Here is a 17,118-nt window from a genome sequence, read left to right as displayed (position 1 = left end):
ATGAGCCGTTTTATTGTGATTGAAGGGCTGGAAGGCGCCGGCAAAAGTACGGTACAGCGCCATGTGGTGAACTGGCTTGAAGCCAGAGGCCACAAGGTGATGACCACCAGAGAGCCGGGTGGCACGCCCCTGGCGGAGAAAATGCGTGCGCTGGTAAAAGAAGTGCATGAAGAGCCGCTCACCATGGAGGCCGAGCTGCTGCTGATGTATGCCGCCCGGGTACAGCTGGTGAAAAACCGTATTCAGCCGGCGCTGGCCGATGGCCTCTGGGTGGTGGGAGACCGGCATGACTTGTCATCCCAGGCCTATCAGGGTGGCGGCCGGGGCATTGATGCCGGCCTGATAACCCAGATAAAACATGCGGTGCTGGGCGACTTTAAACCGGATTTGACCCTGTATCTGGATATTGATCCCGCGCAGGGACTGACCCGTGCCCGCAGCCGGGGTGAGCTGGATCGTATTGAGCTTGAAAATCTGGACTTTTTTGAGCGCACCCGCGCGCGCTACCTTGAACTGGTGCAGGCAGATGCCAGCAGCCTGCTGATCGACGCTTCCGGCGACGAACAACAGGTGAAAGCACTGGTACTGGCCAAGCTGGAGCAACATCTGTGTATCCCTGGCTGACGCCGGTATGGCAGCGGCTGCTGCGGGGCGTGCGGGCACAGCACCTGGGCCATGGATTGCTTATCAAGGGCATGGCGGGGCTGGGCAAACGCGAACTGGCCGGCCAGCTGGCGAATGCATTGTTATGCCAACATACATCCAATGCACCTTGTGGTATGTGCCATGCCTGTGAGCTGACCGCTGCCGGCAGTCATTCGGATCTGCATATCGTGGGCCGGGAAGGACGCAGTATCGGTATCGATGCCATTCGTGAACTCAGCCGCATCATGAGTGAGAGTGCCCGTCTGGGGCATGGCAAGGTCGCCATTATCGAGCGGGCCGAGCTGATGACCGAAGCCGCTGCCAATGCGTTGCTGAAAACCCTGGAGGAGCCGGCGGGGGAAGCCACGCTGATCCTGGTGTCGTCGCAGCCGGAACGGCTGCTGCCAACACTTATCAGCCGCTGTCAGCAATGGCTGGTGCCGCTGCCGGACCCCCGCACCGTGCTGACCTGGCTGAAGGAGCAGGGAGCGCAGGCCAGTGCGGCTGCACTCAGTGTGAATCAGGGCTCGCCGCTGCAGACCCTGGACTACCTGAATGCCGGTGCCGACGATAAACGGCTGCAACTGCTGAGTGAACTCAGTGATCTGGCCGGACACCCGGCCCTGTTTGCCAGGGTGCAGGCGACCCTGCAGGAGCAACCCGTGCACCTGGTATGGGTTCAGCTGTTGCTGCAGGATGCGCTGCAGACGGCCCTTGGCGTGCAGGCCCCGCTTAAGCTGGATGACTGCCGTGCAGACAGTGTCCGTCTGGCGCGGCTGAGTCCGGTTTGTCTGAACCGGCTGAACAGCGAACTGCTGGAGTTACGCCGCAGCCTGCAGCCGGGGCAGGGCAGACCCATGAATACCGGTTTGCAGCTGGGCCAGTGGCTGCACTCTTTGCAGCAGGCGTTATTACATTCATAGATTTACCGATAACCAATACCGGAGCTGATTTTGCTGGTTGATTCCCATTGCCATCTCGACAAACTCGATTACGGCAAAAAACACAAATCCATGGACGAGGCCATTGCCAAAGCCGCCAGTCGCGGCGTTAACCACATGCTGTGCATTGGCGTGGGGCTGTCGTCTTTTCCTGACATGCTGAAAGCGGTTGAGCCTTACCCGCAGGTGTTTGCCAGCTGTGGTGTGCACCCGCTGCACCAGAATGATGAGCAAAACGATCCGGCGCGGCTGCGGGAGCTGGCATCGCACCCGTCCGTGGTGGCCATCGGCGAAACCGGGCTGGACTATTTCTATGCCCCGGAAACCGCCGAGTTGCAAAAGCGCTCGTTCGAGCAGCACGTGGAGGTAGCGGTGGCGCTGAACAAGCCGCTGATCATTCATACCCGCAGCGCCCAGGAAGATACCCTGGAAATTCTGCGCAAGGGGGGAGCCAGCAAGGTGGGTGGCGTGCTGCACTGCTTTACCGAGTCGCTGGAAATGGCCGAGGCAGCCATTGAGCTCGGGTTTTATATTTCCATCTCGGGCATTGTGACTTTCCGCAGTGCCGATGCCCTGCGCGAGGTGGTCAAGGCCCTGCCGCTGGAGCGGCTGCTGGTGGAAACCGATTCTCCCTGGCTGGCCCCGGTACCGTTCCGTGGAGAAGAAAACGAGCCTGCCTATACCCGCACCGTGGCCGAGTTTGTTGCCAGGCTGAAAGACGTACCTTACGAAGAGGTGGCCAGACAAACCACCGCCAACTTCTTTGAGCTGTTTAAACTGGCCCGCCCCGTAGGGGAGCTGTAAGCCGTAAGCTATCAGCCATAAGAGGTGCCGTCTGCGGTGTCCTGGGTTGGTGTGAGCCATGCGGATCCCAGCAACCCGCAGTCGGCATCTGTACGTATCACGCCCTTATTAAGTCATTCCGGCCTTTGAGCCGGAATCCATTTCGCAGGCAACGGAGTATTCATAGAAACCGTGCTCTATGCCATGGATGCCGGGTCAAGCCCGGAGTGACGTTGTTACCCTATTCCCTCACCCCCGCTGGCTTCCGGCTTTCAGCTTCCCTATAGTTAACACTGTTTCATTTGTATCTGAGGAAATAACACGTGCTTGCCTGGCATCTCTGGCTTATTGCCGCTCTTGTTCTGTTACTTGCCGAGCTGCTCGGCACCGGCTTTTTTGCCTTTGCCATGGGGCTGGCAGCACTGGTGGCGATGACCACTGCCTTGTTTGGCGTGGGGGCCACGGGGCAATGGTTTGCTTTTGCCCTGGCTGCCGGGGTACTGGCCCCCTTGCTGAAAAAAGTCTTTCGCCAGTTTGCACCTTCTCGCCGCCAGAGTGGCCTGGCCGGAGAAAGCCGTCATCAAACCGGCAAACTGGTGCGGCACCATACCGGGGAACTGCGGCTCAAGCTGGAAGGGGATCTGTTTATGGTGCGAGCCCAGTCAGATCTTGAATTAAAAGAAGGGGAAGAAGTGGAAATTGTCCGTTTCGACGGCATTACCGCGATTGTTAAGCCACGGAAATAACTTAAAAATAATATTTATCGCAAGGGGATTTTATCATGGACATAATGTTAATTATTGCTCTGGTGTTTACCGTGCTGGTACTGGCACTGGTGATCAAGGGGCTGATGATAGTGCAGCAATCGGAAGCCGTGGTCATTGAACGCCTCGGCAGTTATCAGAAAACCCTGAGCCCGGGCATTAACTGGATTATTCCTTTTGTCGACAAGCCTCGTTCCATCAAGGTGCGTCGCTACCAGGCCATTGACGGTGAAAATGTGGCCATTGTGCAGGAAGAAACCCGCATTGACCGGCGTGAAACCGTGCTGGATTTTCCCGGCCAGTCGGTGATCACGGCCGACAACGTCAGCGTAACCGTCAATGGCGCGCTGTATTTTCAGGTGATTGATCCTGAGCGTGCCGTTTATCAGACCGAGAACCTGATCCAGGCCATCGAAATTCTGGCCAAAACCTCACTGCGTTCCGAAGTGGGCAAAATGGAGCTCGACAAGCTGTTTGAGTCCCGCCAGGAGATCAATGACAAGCTGCAGCTGGTGATGGACGAGGCCGGCAACAAATGGGGTGTAAAGGTTACCCGGGTGGAAATCCAGGATATTCTGATCCCCGCCGAGGTGGAAGATGCCATGCGTAAGCAAATGGCCGCCGAGCGGGAACGCCGGGCGCTGGTGTTGCAGGCCAACGGTGAGCGTGAAGCCGCCATCGCCCGGGCCGAAGGTGAAAAGCGTTCCAACATTCTGGTGGCAGAAGGGGAAAAAGAAGCGGCCATTCTGATGGCCGAGGGTCAGCGTCAGGCCATTGATCAGGTGCTTGCCGCCGGCAGCGACCGCCTGGATCCGCAAATGGTGGTGGGTTACCTGCTCGGCCTTGAATACCTGAAAACCCTGCCTGAAATCGGTAAAGAAGGCGACCGTATCTTCCTGCCTTATGAAGCCAGCAGTGTGCTTGGTGCCGTGGGCAGCATAGAGGCCCTGCTGAAGGGCAAAGCTCAGTAATAACATCAGCTCTTCATTCACCATGGCCACGTCTGCAGGTGGCCATGGTTACCTCCTTATTTATCCCACACCATCTCCGCATTCAAATCCATGCCTATCTTCGCATTTAACCCATGTCATCTCCGCGAAGGCGGAGATCCACAACATATTGCACCTGAACGTCCGCTTTCACGGAAATAACCAAAAGGCAGTTTCCCATTAATCAATGACATCAGGCTCGCTTACGCCTTATCCCCACGCTCAATCATTTAACCCATGTCATCTCCGTGAAGGCGGAGATCCACAACATATTGCACCTGAACGTCCGCTTTCACGGAAATAACCAAAAGGCAGTTTCCCATTAATCAATGACATCAGGCTCGCTTACGCCTTATCCCTGCGCTCAGTCATTTAACCCATGTCATCTCCGCGAAGGCGGAGATCCACAACATATTGCACCTGAACGCCCGCTTTCACGGAAATAACCAAAAGGCAGTTTCCATTAATCAATGACATCAGGCTCGCTTACGCCTTATCCCCGCGCTCAATCATTTAACCCATGTCATCTCCGCGAAGGCGGAGATCCACAACATATTGCACCTGAACGTCCGCTTTCACGGAAATAACCACAAAAGCAGTTTCCCATTAATCAATGGCACCAGCCTTGCTGTCGTTAGATGTGCCAGCTCACCGCCTGGCATGGTCGGCCCCTAGACCAAAGTTTAACCACGACTGTCGACACATCGCCTTGATAAGCCCAGATTAAGGTGATAATTTTGTTTCATATCCGTTAAATTGTCGACACTTAAATGGCTGAGCAAACAGTAGTACCCCATGACAGCGAGCTGTCGGAGACCGAGGAGCGGGAGCTGACCAAGTCGGCGAACCTCACCGAGCGGCTGATCAACCTTATCGTAAAAGGGGAGTTCGCCGCCGGCAGTAAAATCTCCGAGCCGGAGCTGGCCCGGCGTTTTGGGGTGAGCCGCGGGCCTCTGCGTGAGGCCATCATGCGGGTGGAATCGTTAGGGCTCATTGAGCGTGCGCCCCATGTAGGCGCACGGGTCATTGCTCTCAGCCGGGCCAAACTGATGGAGATTTATGCGGTGCGCGAAGCGCTGGAAGGCATGGCGGTGCGGCTGGCCTGCCAACACATTACCGAACAGGAGCTGGATGCCCTGCAGCAGTTGCTGGATACCCATAAAGCCCATATCGAAGAAGTGGAAGGGGCGTCCTACTTTCATCAGCAGGGGGACTTCGACTTTCACTACCGCCTTATTCAGGCCAGCCGTAACAGCACCTTAATCGGCCTGCTGTGCGATGAACTTTACCACCTGCTGCGTATGTACCGGCATCAGTCCCAGCGCTCGCACTCCCGTCCGCAGCAGGCGTTGAGCGAACATTTTCATTTACTGGCAGCCCTGCGGGAGCGGGATGCGGAGCTGGCCGAAATGCTGATGCGCCGCCACATTATGCGCAGCCGGCTGTTGATTGAACAACAACTGAAAGACGAACAAGGAGCAAGCGTATGAGTCCGGGAGCACGTTTCCGCCAGGCGGTGGCCAATGGCCGGCCGCTGCAGGTGGTAGGCACCATTAATCCTTACTGCGCCATGATGGCAGAGCAGGTGGGGCACCAGGCCATTTACCTTTCCGGCGGCGGTATTGCCAATGCGTCTTACGGTCTGCCCGATCTGGGCATTACCACCCTGAATGATGTGCTGGAAGACGTACGCCGGATCACGGCGGCCTCAAAGCTGCCACTGCTGGTAGACATTGACACCGGTTTTGGCGGGGCTTTTAACATTGCCCGCACCATCAGGGAGATGGAGCGGGCCGGTGCTGCCGCGGTACACCTGGAAGATCAGGTCGCGCAAAAACGCTGTGGTCACAGACCCAACAAGGCCATTGTCGGCCAGAGCGAGATGGTGGACAGAGTAAAGGCGGCGGTGGATGCCAGAACGGATCCGGACTTTGTGATTATGGCCCGTACCGATGCGCTGGCGGTAGAAGGCATGGATGCCGCCATTGACCGCGCCCTGGCCTGTGTGGAAGCGGGGGCCGACATGATTTTTCCCGAAGCCATCAATACCCTGGAGCAGTACAGACAGTTTGCCGGGGCAGTAAAGGTGCCGATCCTGGCCAACATTACCGAGTTCGGCCAGACCCCGCTGTTCAGCCGTGACGAGCTGGCGGAATGCGGGGTGGACATGGTGCTGTATCCGTTGTCGGCATTCCGGGCGATGAACCAGGCGGCGCTGAATGTGTATCAGCACCTGTTAAAAGACGGTCACCAGCGCAATGTGGTGGACAACATGCAAACCCGTGAGCAGCTCTACCATTACCTGGGTTATCACGATTACGAGAACAAGCTCGACCAGTTGTTCAGCGAGCAAAAAGGCGACTGACGCTTACCGATTGAACCTCGACCAAAAACAAGGAGTCTGTTATGACAACGTTTGCCACTGCCGGAGTGAACAAGGAAGAGAAACAACTGGGCGGGGCCGGGCTGCGCGGCCAGAGTGCCGGCACCACAGCCCTGTGCACCGTGGGCAAGAGCGGCACCGGACTGACTTACCGTGGTTACGACATTACCGATCTGGCGCACCATGCCGAATTTGAAGAAGTCGCCCATCTGCTGCTGAAAGGGAAGCTGCCGACGCAAGCCGAGCTGGATAACTACAAGCAGTTGCTGACCGCCCGTCGTGGTCTGCCGCCGGCGTTGTGCCGGGTGCTGGAAGAAATTCCCGCTCATGCTCACCCCATGGACGTGATGCGCACCGGCTGCTCGGTATTGGGGAATCTGGATCAGGAACTGGACTTTTCAGAGCAGGGTGAAAAAACCGACACCCTGCTTGCCATGTTGCCGGCCATCATCTGTTACTGGTATCGCTACAGCCACGATGGTGTGCGCATCGACACCGTCTGTCCGGAGCAGGACAGCATCGGCGGTTATTTTCTGGAAATGCTGACCGGCAAGGCCCCGTCCGATCTGCACAAGCGGGTGATGCACTGCTCTCTGGTACTGTATGCCGAGCACGAGTTTAATGCGTCCACCTTTACCGCCCGGGTGTGTGCCTCCACCTTGTCGGATCTGCATTCCTGCATTACTGCCGCCATCGGCAGCCTGCGCGGGCCGTTGCACGGTGGTGCCAACGAAGCTGCCATGGAGATGATTGAGCAGTGGCAAACAGCCGATGAGGCCGAGCGCGGCATTATGCAGATGCTGGCCAACAAGGAAAAAATCATGGGCTTTGGCCATGCCATCTATCGCGAGTCGGATCCGCGTAATGACCTGATCAAGGCCTGGTCCAAAAAGCTGGCGGAAGACGTGGGCGATACTCACCTTTATGCCGTATCCGAGCGGGTAGAGCAGGTGATGAAGCGGGAGAAAAACCTGTTCTGCAATGCTGACTTCTTTCACGCCTCTGCCTACCACTTTATGGACATTCCCACCAAGCTGTTTACCCCCATTTTTGTGATGAGCAGGGTAACCGGCTGGGCCGCGCATGTGTTTGAGCAGCGCGCCAACAACCGCATTATTCGCCCCAGCGCCGACTACATCGGCCCTGAGCCGCAAGCCTGGCTGCCCATCGGCGAGCGCAAGTGAGGACGGTCATGAACACCCAATATCGTAAGCCGTTACCCGGTAGCCGGCTTGAATTTTATGACGCCAGAGCGGCAGTCAATGCCATTGCGCCCGGTGCCTATGAGCGGTTGCCCTACACCTCAAGGGTGCTGGCAGAGCAACTGGTGCGCCGCTGCGATCCTGAGCAGCTGACTGACAGCCTGGCACAGCTGATTGAGCGCCGGCGCGATCTCGACTTCCCCTGGTACCCGGCGCGGGTCGTGTGCCACGACATACTGGGCCAGACTGCGCTGGTTGACCTGGCCGGTTTGCGGGATGCCATTGCTGCACAGGGGGGCGATCCGGCCCGGGTTAATCCGGTGGTGGAAACCCAGCTGATTGTGGATCACTCGCTGGCGGTAGAGCATGCCGGCTTTGAGCCGGATGCCGTTGAAAAAAACCGCGCCATTGAAGACAGACGCAACGAAGACCGTTTTCACTTTATTGAATGGTGTAAAACCGCCTTTGAGAACGTGAGTGTGATCCCTGCCGGAAACGGCATTATGCATCAGATCAACCTCGAGAAAATGTCGCCGGTAGTACAGGTGAAACACGGCGTGGCGTTTCCGGATACCTGTGTGGGCACCGACAGCCATACCCCCCATGTGGATGCCCTCGGGGTGATAGCCATTGGTGTGGGCGGGCTGGAAGCCGAAACCGTGATGCTGGGCCGGCCTTCCATGATGCGCCTGCCGGACATTGTGGGCGTAAAGCTGACCGGCAAGCGCAGACCGGGCATTACCGCCACCGACATTGTGCTGGCGCTGACCGAGTTTTTGCGTGAGCAACGGGTGGTGTCGGCCTGGCTGGAGTTTTTTGGCGAAGGCACCCGGGATCTTACCATTGGCGATCGGGCCACCATTTCCAACATGACGCCGGAATACGGGGCCACCGCCGGCCTGTTCTATATCGATGAGCAGACCATCAATTACTTGCGCCTGACCGGACGGGATGATGAGCAGATTAAGCTGGTAGAGCACTACGCCCGGCATACCGGTCTGTGGGCCGATGACCTGAGCACCGCCGAGTATGAACGGGTGCTGGAATTTGATGTCGGCCTGGTTACCCGCAATATGGCGGGGCCATCCAGCCCGCACCGGCGTTTGCCCACCTCGGCGCTCACCGAGCGGGGCATTGCCGGCCCCTGGCAGGAGAAACCCGGAGAACTGCCGGACGGTGCCGTGATCATCGCCGCCATAACTTCCTGCACCAATACCAGCAACCCGCGCAATGTGGTGGCGGCGGGGCTGCTGGCCAAAAAGGCCAACTCGCTGGGACTCACGCGCAAGCCCTGGGTAAAGACGTCTTTTGCGCCCGGCTCAAAAGTGGCACGGCTCTATATGGAAGAAGCCGGCCTGCTGCCGGAGCTGGAGCAACTCGGCTTTGGCATTGTGGGTTATGCCTGCACCACCTGTAACGGCATGAGCGGAGCACTGGATCCGGCCATTCAGCAGGAGATTATTGAACGCGATCTCTATACCACAGCGGTGCTCTCGGGTAACCGCAACTTCGACGGCCGCATTCACCCTTATGCCCGGCAGGCATTTCTGGCCTCGCCGCCGCTGGTGGTGGCCTATGCGCTGGCGGGAACCATTCGCTTCGATATAGAGCGCGATGCGCTGGGCACCGATGCCGGCGGCAAGCCGGTTTACCTGAACGATCTCTGGCCCAGCGATGAAGAAATTGATGCGGTGGTGGCGCAATACGTGAAGCCGGAGCAGTTTAATCAGGTGTACATTCAAATGTTCAAGCTCAATGATGCCGCCCAGAACACGCCGCCACTATACGACTGGCGGCCCATGAGCACCTATATCCGCCGGCCTCCCTACTGGGAAGGAGCCCTGGCCCGGGAATGCAGCCTCACCGGCATGCGGCCGCTGGCCATTCTGGGGGACAACATCACCACCGATCATCTGTCGCCTTCCAATGCCATTCTGCCATCCAGCGCAGCAGGAGAATATCTGGCCAGCATGGGGCTGCCGGAAGCAGACTTTAACTCGTATGCCACTCATCGCGGCGATCATTTAACGGCTCAGCGGGCGACCCTGGCCAACCCCAAGCTGTTTAACGAAATGGTGCAGGAAAATGGTGAGGTGGTGCAGGGCTCGCTGGCGCGGATTGAGCCGGACGGCAAGGTCACCCGGATGTGGGAAGCCATAGAAACCTACATGAGCCGCAAGCAGCCGCTGATTATTGTGGCGGGGGCCGACTATGGCCAGGGCTCGTCCCGGGACTGGGCTGCCAAAGGGGTTCGCCTGGCGGGGGTGGAAGCCATTGTGGCGGAAGGCTTTGAGCGTATTCACCGTACCAACCTGGTAGGGATGGGGGTGCTGCCACTGGAATTTTTGGCGGGAACCAACCGGCATACGCTGGCGCTGGACGGCGCCGAACTGTATGACGTGGAAGGTGGGATAACCCCAGGCGCAGTGCTGACCCTGGTGATAACCAGAAGCAATGGTGAGCAGGAAAGGGTGCCGGTACGCTGCCGGCTGGATACGGCCGATGAGCTTAATGTATACCGTGCCGGCGGTGTGCTGCAGCGTTTTGCCCGGGACTTTCTGGCAGGGTGAGGGTGGTCATCCCGGCCCCCGAGCCGGAATCCATTCTGCAGACCGTGAGTATTCCTTATGGGAATGTGCCCCATGCAATGGACTCCGGCCTTCGCCGGAGTGACGGGATACATCGCACCCAAACGGGTTATTAACAGGAGTTAACCATGGCAAGTAATGCCTATCCGCCCCAGCTGAAAATACCTGCCACCTACATGCGTGGCGGCACCAGCAAGGGCGTGTTTTTTAACCTCGACGATTTGCCGCCACCGGCACAGGTACCCGGCGATGCCCGGGACCGGCTGCTGCTGCGGGTGATCGGCAGCCCGGATCCTTACGGCAAACACACGGATGGCATGGGCGGAGCCACCTCCAGCACCAGCAAAACGGTGATTGTATCCAGGAGCGAAAAGCCCGATCACGATGTGGACTACCTGTTTGGCCAGGTGTCCATTGATAAACCCTTTGTCGACTGGAGCGGCAACTGCGGCAATCTGTCGGCAGCGGTGGGCCCCTTTGCCATTCACGCCGGCCTGGTGGACAAAACACGGCTGCCGGAAAACGGCACGGCCACGGTGCGGGTATGGCAGGCCAACATAGGTAAAACCCTGCTGGTGCACGTGCCCATGGTAAACGGTGACGTGCAGGAAACCGGTGATTTTGAGCTGGACGGCGTTACCTTTCCTGCCGCGGAAATCCGGGTGGATTTTGTTGCGCCGGGTGAGGGGGCCATGTTCCCCACCGGCAATGTGATCGACCAACTGGAGGTACCCGGGGTGGGCACCCTGGATGCCACGCTGATCAATGCCGGCATACCAACCATTTTTATTAACGCCGGCAGCATGGGTTTCACCGGTACCGAACTGCAGCCAGACATTAACGGCAATGCGGACACCCTGGCCATGTTTGAGCGTGTCCGCGCCGTTGGGGCCGTAAAAATGGGGCTGATCAACGAGCCTGAAGAAGCAGCACTGCGTCAGCATACTCCCAAGATCGCCTTTGTGGCGGGGCCGGCCGCGTATCTTGCCGCCAGTGGCAAGCCCGTTGCCGGCAATGAGGTGGATGTGCTGGTGCGGGCGTTGTCCATGGGCAGGCTGCACCACGCCATGATGGGCACCGCCGCCGTGGCCATTGCCGCCGCCGCCTGTGTGCCCGGCACCCTGGTTAACCTGGCTGCCGGTAGGGAAGAAAGAGAGCGGGTTACCTTTGGTCATCCGTCCGGCACCTTAACGGTGGGGGCCAGTGCCCGCAACACAGAGCAGGGCTGGAGGGTGGATACCGTATCGATGAGCCGCAGCGCGCGCATTTTAATGGAAGGGGTTGTGCGCGTGCCGTTTGAGTAATTGTTAATGCGCCCCGGCGCTTAAGGAAAAGCAATGTCAGGAGCAAGCACCATGTTCACTTATCAGCAGGCATTTGATCTGGCGGCCAGTGCGCCGGAAACCTTCTGGAAACAACAGGCCGAGAAACTCGACTGGTTTACCTTTCCGCATACCGTGTTAAGCCAGGATGAGCACGGCATTGAGCGCTGGTTTGCCGACGGTGAGCTGAACACAGCCCACCTGGCGCTGGATTATCATGTGGCGCAGGGCAGGGGAGATCAGACCGCACTGATCTACGACTCGCCGGTAACCGGAAAAAAAGCCCGTTATACCTACCGTGTGCTGCGGGATCAGGTAGCCAGAGCGGCGGGCATGCTGGCCGAGCTTGGCGTGCAGAAAGGCGACCGGGTGGTGATCTATATGCCGATGATCCCGGAAGCCGCCATGGCCATGCTGGCTTGTGCCCGCCTGGGTGCCATTCACTCCGTGGTGTTTGGTGGCTTTGCCCCGCATGAGCTGGCGGTGCGCATTGAAGATGCCGAGCCCAGGGTGGTGCTGACGGCCAGCTGTGGCGTGGAAGTGAACAAGGTGATCCCCTACAAGCCGCTGGTAGACAAGGCGGTGATGGACAGCCGCTGGAAGCCGGAACATGTGGTGGTGGTACAGCGCAGGGAATGCCTGGCCGAGCTGCCTTATGATCGCGACAAGGACTGGTCCGCCCTGATGCAAAAGGCCAGGCCGCATTCCTGTGTGCCGGTAAAGGCCACGGATCCGCTCTACATTCTGTATACCTCGGGCACCACCGGCAAACCCAAAGGCGTGGTGCGCGACAACGGCGGTCATGCGGTGGCCCTGCATTACAGCATGTCTGCCATCTATAACGTGAAGCCCGGTGATGTATTCTGGGCCGCCTCCGACGTGGGCTGGGTGGTGGGGCATTCCTACATTGTGTATGCCCCGCTGATTTACGGTTGCACCACCATCTTGTATGAGGGCAAACCGGTGAAAACCCCGGATCCCGGTGCCTTCTGGCGAGTGTGTGACGAATATGGCGTTAAGGTGCTGTTCTCGGCCCCTACGGCTTTCCGTGCCATTAAAAAGGAAGATCCCAACGGTGAGCAACTGAAGCAATACCCGATGGCCGCGCTTACCACTATTTTTATGGCCGGCGAACGGCTGGATCCGCCCACTCTGGAGTGGGTGGAAAGCCACACCGGGCGTCCGGTGGTGGATCACTGGTGGCAGACCGAAACCGGCTGGGCCATTGCCGGTAACCCGCTGGGGCTGGAGCGTTTCGCTATTAAACCCGGTTCGGCCACCAGGCCCATTCCGGGCTACAGGGTGACCGTGCTGAATGAACTGGGCGAAGCGCAGCCGGCGGGCGAGCAGGGCTACATTACCATTCAGCGGCCATTGCCACCGGGCTGCCTGCCCACCGTGTGGCGCAATCACGATCGTTTTGAATCCGGTTATCTCGGCCAGTTCCCCGGTTATTACGTGTCCGGTGACGGAGGATACCTGGATGAAGACGGCTACCTGTTTGTCATGGGGCGCATGGATGATGTGATCAACGTGGCCGGCCATCGTCTGTCTACCGGTGAGATGGAAGCCATTGTCGGCAGCCATGATGCCGTGGCCGAATGTGCGGTGATTGGGGTGCACGACGAGCTGAAAGGTCAGCTGCCGTTGGGGCTGGTGGTGCTGAAAGACGGCTATGCCTCCGACAATGGCAGCATCGAACGGGAGCTGCTGCAACTGGTGCGTGAGCAGGTAGGGGCGGTGGCCTGTTTCAAGCAGGCCATTATTGTGGATCGGTTGCCCAAAACCCGCTCCGGCAAAATACTGCGCCGGGTGATCCGCCAGATTGCCGACGGCGAGCAATATGTGGTGCCTTCTACCATTGATGATCCTGCGTCACTCGAGGAGCTGACACGGGTGCTGGAGTAAGCCGAGAGCCCTGACCGGCCCTTGCTGCGGGCCGGTTAACTGTCTTTTTTATGACCTGTCATGCCATTGTCTTTAATTCGTCATTCAACGTTTATTCGTTTTTCACACTTGGTTACTAAGGTAACTTTTTTTGTTGAAACCGAGGACGAGATGAAAAGACGTAACTTTCTTCAGGGCATGGCAGTACTGGGCGGTGGTCTGTTACTGAGCAGAACTCCGGCCATGGCGGCCACCGGCGACAAGCCCCAGCAACAAAGCGGCATTCAGATTGGCGATGTGCTGGCCAACAGTGCCCTGGTGTGGGGTCGCAGTGATCGTCCGGCCCGTATGTGGGTGGAGTGGGATACGGAAGAGCATTTTGCCAAACCTGTGAAAGTACGTGGCCCCTGGGCGTTGTCGCCCAGTGACTTTACCAGCCGGGTTGAACTGAAGGATTTGCCTGCCGGACGCCGTATTTATGTACGGGTAGGCTACACCGATGCCAGTAATAACGAACTGTCCGAGTGGGTAACCGGCAGCTTTATGACTGCTCCTCTGGCCGTAGGGCCGGTGCGTTTCCTCTGGTCCGGCGACACCGCAGGACAGGGCTATGGCATTAACCCGGAATTTGGCGGCATGAAAATTTACCGCACCATGGCCGAGCAGAAGCCCGACTTCTTTGTACACAGCGGTGACACCATTTATGCCGACGGCCCCATTGCGGAACAGATGGAAGTGGAAGACGGCAAGATCTGGAAAAACATCGTAACGCCCGAGGTCAGCAAGGTGGCTGAAACCCTCAATGAATTCCGTGGCCGCTATCGTTACAACCTGATGGATGAAAACGTACGGTTGTTCAACAGCCAGGTGGCGCAGATCTGGCAGTGGGATGATCACGAAGTAGTGAACAACTATTCCGCATCCAAAGATTTGAGCCAGGATGCCCGCTACAGCGTGAAGAGCCCGACCTTGCTGCAAGCCCGGGCAACCCGTGCATTTTTTGATTACGCCCCTATCCGCCGCAGCGGGCCTGAAGGCAGCGATCAGGTGTATCGCAGTCTGCCGTTTGGCCCCTTGCTGGATCGTTTTGTGCTCGATATGCGTTCATATCGTGGCCCTAACTCGGACAACCTGCAAACGGAGCCCAGTGCAGAAACGGCCATTCTGGGAAGTACGCAGGTTGACTGGCTGCTGGATGAGCTGAAAGCCTCGACCGCAACCTGGAAGGCGGTGTTCTGTGATATGCCCCTGGGCCTGCAGGTGGCCGACGGTGATGTTCGCTGGGAAGCGGTCGCCAATGGTGATCACGGCCCGGCGAAGGGCAGGGAGCTGGAGATTGCCCGGCTGCTTAAAGGCATTAAAGATGCCGGCATTAAAAACGTGGTGTGGTTTACCGCCGATGTGCACTATACCGCAGCACACTATTATGACCCGGCCAAAGCCAGCTTTACTGACTTTGCCCCGTTCTGGGAGTTTGTGTCCGGACCATTGAATTCCGGCAGCTTTGGGCCCGGCAAGCCGGATGACACCTTCGGGCTGCAGGTGGTGTATGAGAAGTCACCCGCCACACAAAATATGTCACCTTATGCCGGCCTGCAGTTCTTCGGACAGGTAGACATAGATGAACAAAGCCGTGCCATGACGGTAACTCTGAAAGATCTTAATAACGACACCCTGTATACCAAGGTATTACAGCCTGCCTGATTTCCTGCCTTTCAGCGTTCCGGCCCGCATTGCGGGCCGGTTTTTTTTGGGCTCCAATTGAATTATTCCGCGACTTCGTCAAAATAGGATGCAAATTGGAATGACTGCAATCAGGATGATCGCCTGCAAGGTCCGGCGGTAGCGTGGGCGGTGTTTAAAGAACTGCCCTGGCCAGGTTGTGCCTGGCTCGTTTGTGCAAAGCACCGGGCAGAGACGGACCCAGGTGCGTGACAAAGCCTTGGCTCATGCCGAATCTGTTCAATGGATGGAGACTGAGCCATACGAGCCTATTAACTGTATATCTATACAGTTATAATGGACTTTGTACCCGATTTATGCTTGTTTACGCTCATCGGAGTTCTCGATTGGCAGCAAGCGGATAACCTGTTCCATTATAAATCAGTGGTTTACAAGCCATTCACGGAAACGTTCAAGACCAGCATACGGAGTTATTGAGACGTCTCGTTTTCACGTATAAAAGAACCGCTGTTAAGGTTGTTTATTATTGTAAATCAGTGGTTTAATACTGATCTTCTGGAATTCCCGGTTGCTTGTTATTGAGCCGGGTCAATATACAATTGTTAGGGCCCCGAGTTCATCACGATCCCAAAGAGGTCATATGGAAATCACAGTTAAAGAAATAGATGCTCCACAATTTGATTATAGTTCTGAGGATGTTGTTATTCTTCCGCACAACTATCAATCAGATGAAGGATATGAGTATCACTCGACAACAATATCGTTTTATAAATACTCTAGAGATAAGCTTGATATTAAGTACTTTACTGAGCCTGAAATGTTGGTCGAGCAACGTTCTGGTGATTGGTTTGGGCCTCTCCTATTTATCTCATCATCGGCTCTGCTACAGAATCCTGAATTGGTATCTATCATGTGCGGAGTTATTGCGAATTACGTTACTGACTTTTTTAAAAGCTCGGATAAACCCAATATCCGATTAAAGGTTATTCATAAGGAAACGAAGACGTCAAAATTAACAGAAATATCCTATGAAGGTGGTCTAGAGGGGTTAGATAAACTCGAAGAATCGATAAATAAAGTCGTTAGTAAGAGTAACAAGGATGAATGAGAAAAGAGTCTCTTATGATGAAATTCACGAAGCGTACTGCGAGTTTATAGATTCTTGTGGAAAATTTAGCTTCTATACTAGGTCCATTGAAACGCAGCGTCAGAAAGTTGCGGAGTGCGACAATTATCTGGTAGCTATTAAGCAGTATAAGTCTCAAGCAATTGAAAAAAATAACGAACCAGTTGCTAATCAGTTTTTCCACATGCAGTGCATGATTCATGCTCTAAGATCTTCTCTCCTTATGTGGATAGAGCTCAAGGAATGTAGCTTTGAGAATGCTTGGACTCACTTAGTCGATGCGCAGGAGTATACGGCTATCGCTTTGAGGCTAAATGATTACGAAGGGGTTAGAAACCTTGAAGCTCGCCTAAAAGGTGCCGAACAATCGCTGTTTCCCGGATGGAAAATTTACAATAGTCCAGGCTTTGTTGAAACCGTTGGAAAATGCTCTGTATGCCATGCTCCATTTTCTGAATGTGATCATGTGGAAAATGAAATTTATATGGGTAGTTTATGTCAGCGGATAGATCGAAATATTGTAAGAGTTGATCATTTTGCATTCGTAGAAAACCCTCGTGACCGAAGATGCATAATTACAAAGACCTCAGATGATGATGGTAATGAAATTGATTATTTTACTTGGGAAAAAACCGGAAAGAAGGTAAATAACGAAGAGGGACATCATGTTGAGGGCCGCATGTTCTGCATACCTACACTTGACGTACTGTAGAAAAGTAAGCCCTAACAAGGCGCTGCTGTCGGACAAATTTTCCGCTACGCTCCAAATTTGCCGCAGAGCGCGGCGTTAGTTGCCAGAGTTACC

General features: G+C 56.3%; 14 protein-coding genes. All 14 read left to right on the top strand.

Translation table 11 applies throughout. The features are described from left to right. Nucleotides 1-624 carry a dTMP kinase gene (gene tmk / locus B6S09_RS10745; protein WP_094278486.1) on the top strand — a complete coding sequence of 208 codons (624 nt, stop codon included), beginning with the start codon at nucleotides 1-3 and terminating at the stop codon, nucleotides 622-624. Beyond that, complete coding sequence (holB, locus tag B6S09_RS10740; protein WP_094278485.1) at nucleotides 609-1,568, top strand: DNA polymerase III subunit delta'; 960 nt, start codon at nucleotides 609-611, stop codon at nucleotides 1,566-1,568. The genes tmk and holB overlap by 16 nt, the downstream gene beginning before the upstream one ends. A gap of 27 nt (nucleotides 1,569-1,595) precedes the next feature. Continuing rightward, nucleotides 1,596-2,390 carry a TatD family hydrolase gene (locus tag B6S09_RS10735; protein WP_208321742.1) on the top strand — a complete coding sequence of 265 codons (795 nt, stop codon included), beginning with the start codon at nucleotides 1,596-1,598 and terminating at the stop codon, nucleotides 2,388-2,390. 302 nt (nucleotides 2,391-2,692) lie between these two features. Further along, nucleotides 2,693-3,115, top strand: a complete 423-nt coding sequence (locus B6S09_RS10730; RefSeq protein ID WP_094278483.1) for an NfeD family protein — start codon at nucleotides 2,693-2,695, stop codon at nucleotides 3,113-3,115. A 35-nt stretch (nucleotides 3,116-3,150) separates the two neighbouring features. Beyond that, nucleotides 3,151-4,104, top strand: coding sequence for an SPFH domain-containing protein (locus tag B6S09_RS10725; RefSeq protein WP_094278482.1), 954 nt, complete (start codon nucleotides 3,151-3,153; stop codon nucleotides 4,102-4,104). Nucleotides 4,105-4,892: 788 nt separating this feature from the next. Further along, a complete protein-coding gene (locus B6S09_RS10720) occupies nucleotides 4,893-5,612 on the top strand; it encodes a GntR family transcriptional regulator (RefSeq protein WP_094278481.1) in 720 nt (239 codons plus the stop codon). After that, entirely contained in the window at nucleotides 5,609-6,487 is an 879-nt protein-coding gene (gene prpB, locus B6S09_RS10715; protein ID WP_094278480.1) for a methylisocitrate lyase, read from the top strand. Before B6S09_RS10720 ends, prpB begins: the two co-directional genes overlap by 4 nt. A 41-nt stretch (nucleotides 6,488-6,528) precedes the next feature. After that, nucleotides 6,529-7,689 (top strand): bifunctional 2-methylcitrate synthase/citrate synthase, encoded by a 1,161-nt coding sequence (gene prpC, locus B6S09_RS10710; RefSeq protein ID WP_094278479.1) that lies wholly within the window; start codon nucleotides 6,529-6,531, stop codon nucleotides 7,687-7,689. 8 nt (nucleotides 7,690-7,697) lie between these two features. Beyond that, a complete protein-coding gene (gene acnD / locus B6S09_RS10705) occupies nucleotides 7,698-10,277 on the top strand; it encodes a Fe/S-dependent 2-methylisocitrate dehydratase AcnD (RefSeq protein WP_166670313.1) in 2,580 nt (859 codons plus the stop codon). A gap of 146 nt (nucleotides 10,278-10,423) precedes the next feature. Continuing rightward, the gene (gene prpF, locus B6S09_RS10700) at nucleotides 10,424-11,599 is read left to right on the top strand and encodes a 2-methylaconitate cis-trans isomerase PrpF (protein ID WP_094278477.1); all 1,176 of its coding nucleotides are present in this window, start codon (nucleotides 10,424-10,426) and stop codon (nucleotides 11,597-11,599) included. Nucleotides 11,600-11,650: 51 nt separating this feature from the next. Then, entirely contained in the window at nucleotides 11,651-13,525 is a 1,875-nt protein-coding gene (locus B6S09_RS10695) for a propionyl-CoA synthetase (RefSeq protein WP_094278476.1), read from the top strand. A 150-nt stretch (nucleotides 13,526-13,675) separates the two neighbouring features. Next, nucleotides 13,676-15,208 carry an alkaline phosphatase D family protein gene (locus tag B6S09_RS10690; RefSeq protein ID WP_094278475.1) on the top strand — a complete coding sequence of 511 codons (1,533 nt, stop codon included), beginning with the start codon at nucleotides 13,676-13,678 and terminating at the stop codon, nucleotides 15,206-15,208. A 619-nt stretch (nucleotides 15,209-15,827) separates the two neighbouring features. Further along, entirely contained in the window at nucleotides 15,828-16,295 is a 468-nt protein-coding gene (locus B6S09_RS10685; RefSeq protein ID WP_094278474.1) for a hypothetical protein, read from the top strand. Next, nucleotides 16,288-17,025 (top strand): hypothetical protein, encoded by a 738-nt coding sequence (locus B6S09_RS10680; RefSeq protein WP_094278473.1) that lies wholly within the window; start codon nucleotides 16,288-16,290, stop codon nucleotides 17,023-17,025. Before B6S09_RS10685 ends, B6S09_RS10680 begins: the two co-directional genes overlap by 8 nt. The last annotated feature ends 93 nt before the right edge of the window (nucleotides 17,026-17,118 follow it).

The sequence above is a fragment of the Oceanimonas baumannii genome (assembly GCF_002245495.1).
GTDB lineage: Bacteria > Pseudomonadota > Gammaproteobacteria > Enterobacterales > Aeromonadaceae > Oceanimonas > Oceanimonas baumannii.
The sequence above is the reverse complement of the archived record's forward strand: the minus strand, read 5'-3'. Positions and strand labels throughout refer to the sequence as shown.

What these genes read in the sequence shown, in the direction of transcription:
- acnD (WP_166670313.1), top strand. Translation starts at nt 7,698, where the DNA reads ATGAACACCCAATATCGTAAGCCGTTACCCGGTAGCCGGCTTGAATTT.
- B6S09_RS10690 (WP_094278475.1), top strand. Translation starts at nt 13,676, where the DNA reads ATGAAAAGACGTAACTTTCTTCAGGGCATGGCAGTACTGGGCGGTGGT.
- prpF (WP_094278477.1), top strand. Translation starts at nt 10,424, where the DNA reads ATGGCAAGTAATGCCTATCCGCCCCAGCTGAAAATACCTGCCACCTAC.
- B6S09_RS10720 (WP_094278481.1), top strand. Translation starts at nt 4,893, where the DNA reads ATGGCTGAGCAAACAGTAGTACCCCATGACAGCGAGCTGTCGGAGACC.
- B6S09_RS10695 (WP_094278476.1), top strand. Translation starts at nt 11,651, where the DNA reads ATGTTCACTTATCAGCAGGCATTTGATCTGGCGGCCAGTGCGCCGGAA.
- tmk (WP_094278486.1), top strand. Translation starts at nt 1, where the DNA reads ATGAGCCGTTTTATTGTGATTGAAGGGCTGGAAGGCGCCGGCAAAAGT.
- prpB (WP_094278480.1), top strand. Translation starts at nt 5,609, where the DNA reads ATGAGTCCGGGAGCACGTTTCCGCCAGGCGGTGGCCAATGGCCGGCCG.
- B6S09_RS10725 (WP_094278482.1), top strand. Translation starts at nt 3,151, where the DNA reads ATGGACATAATGTTAATTATTGCTCTGGTGTTTACCGTGCTGGTACTG.
- prpC (WP_094278479.1), top strand. Translation starts at nt 6,529, where the DNA reads ATGACAACGTTTGCCACTGCCGGAGTGAACAAGGAAGAGAAACAACTG.
- B6S09_RS10685 (WP_094278474.1), top strand. Translation starts at nt 15,828, where the DNA reads ATGGAAATCACAGTTAAAGAAATAGATGCTCCACAATTTGATTATAGT.
- B6S09_RS10680 (WP_094278473.1), top strand. Translation starts at nt 16,288, where the DNA reads ATGAATGAGAAAAGAGTCTCTTATGATGAAATTCACGAAGCGTACTGC.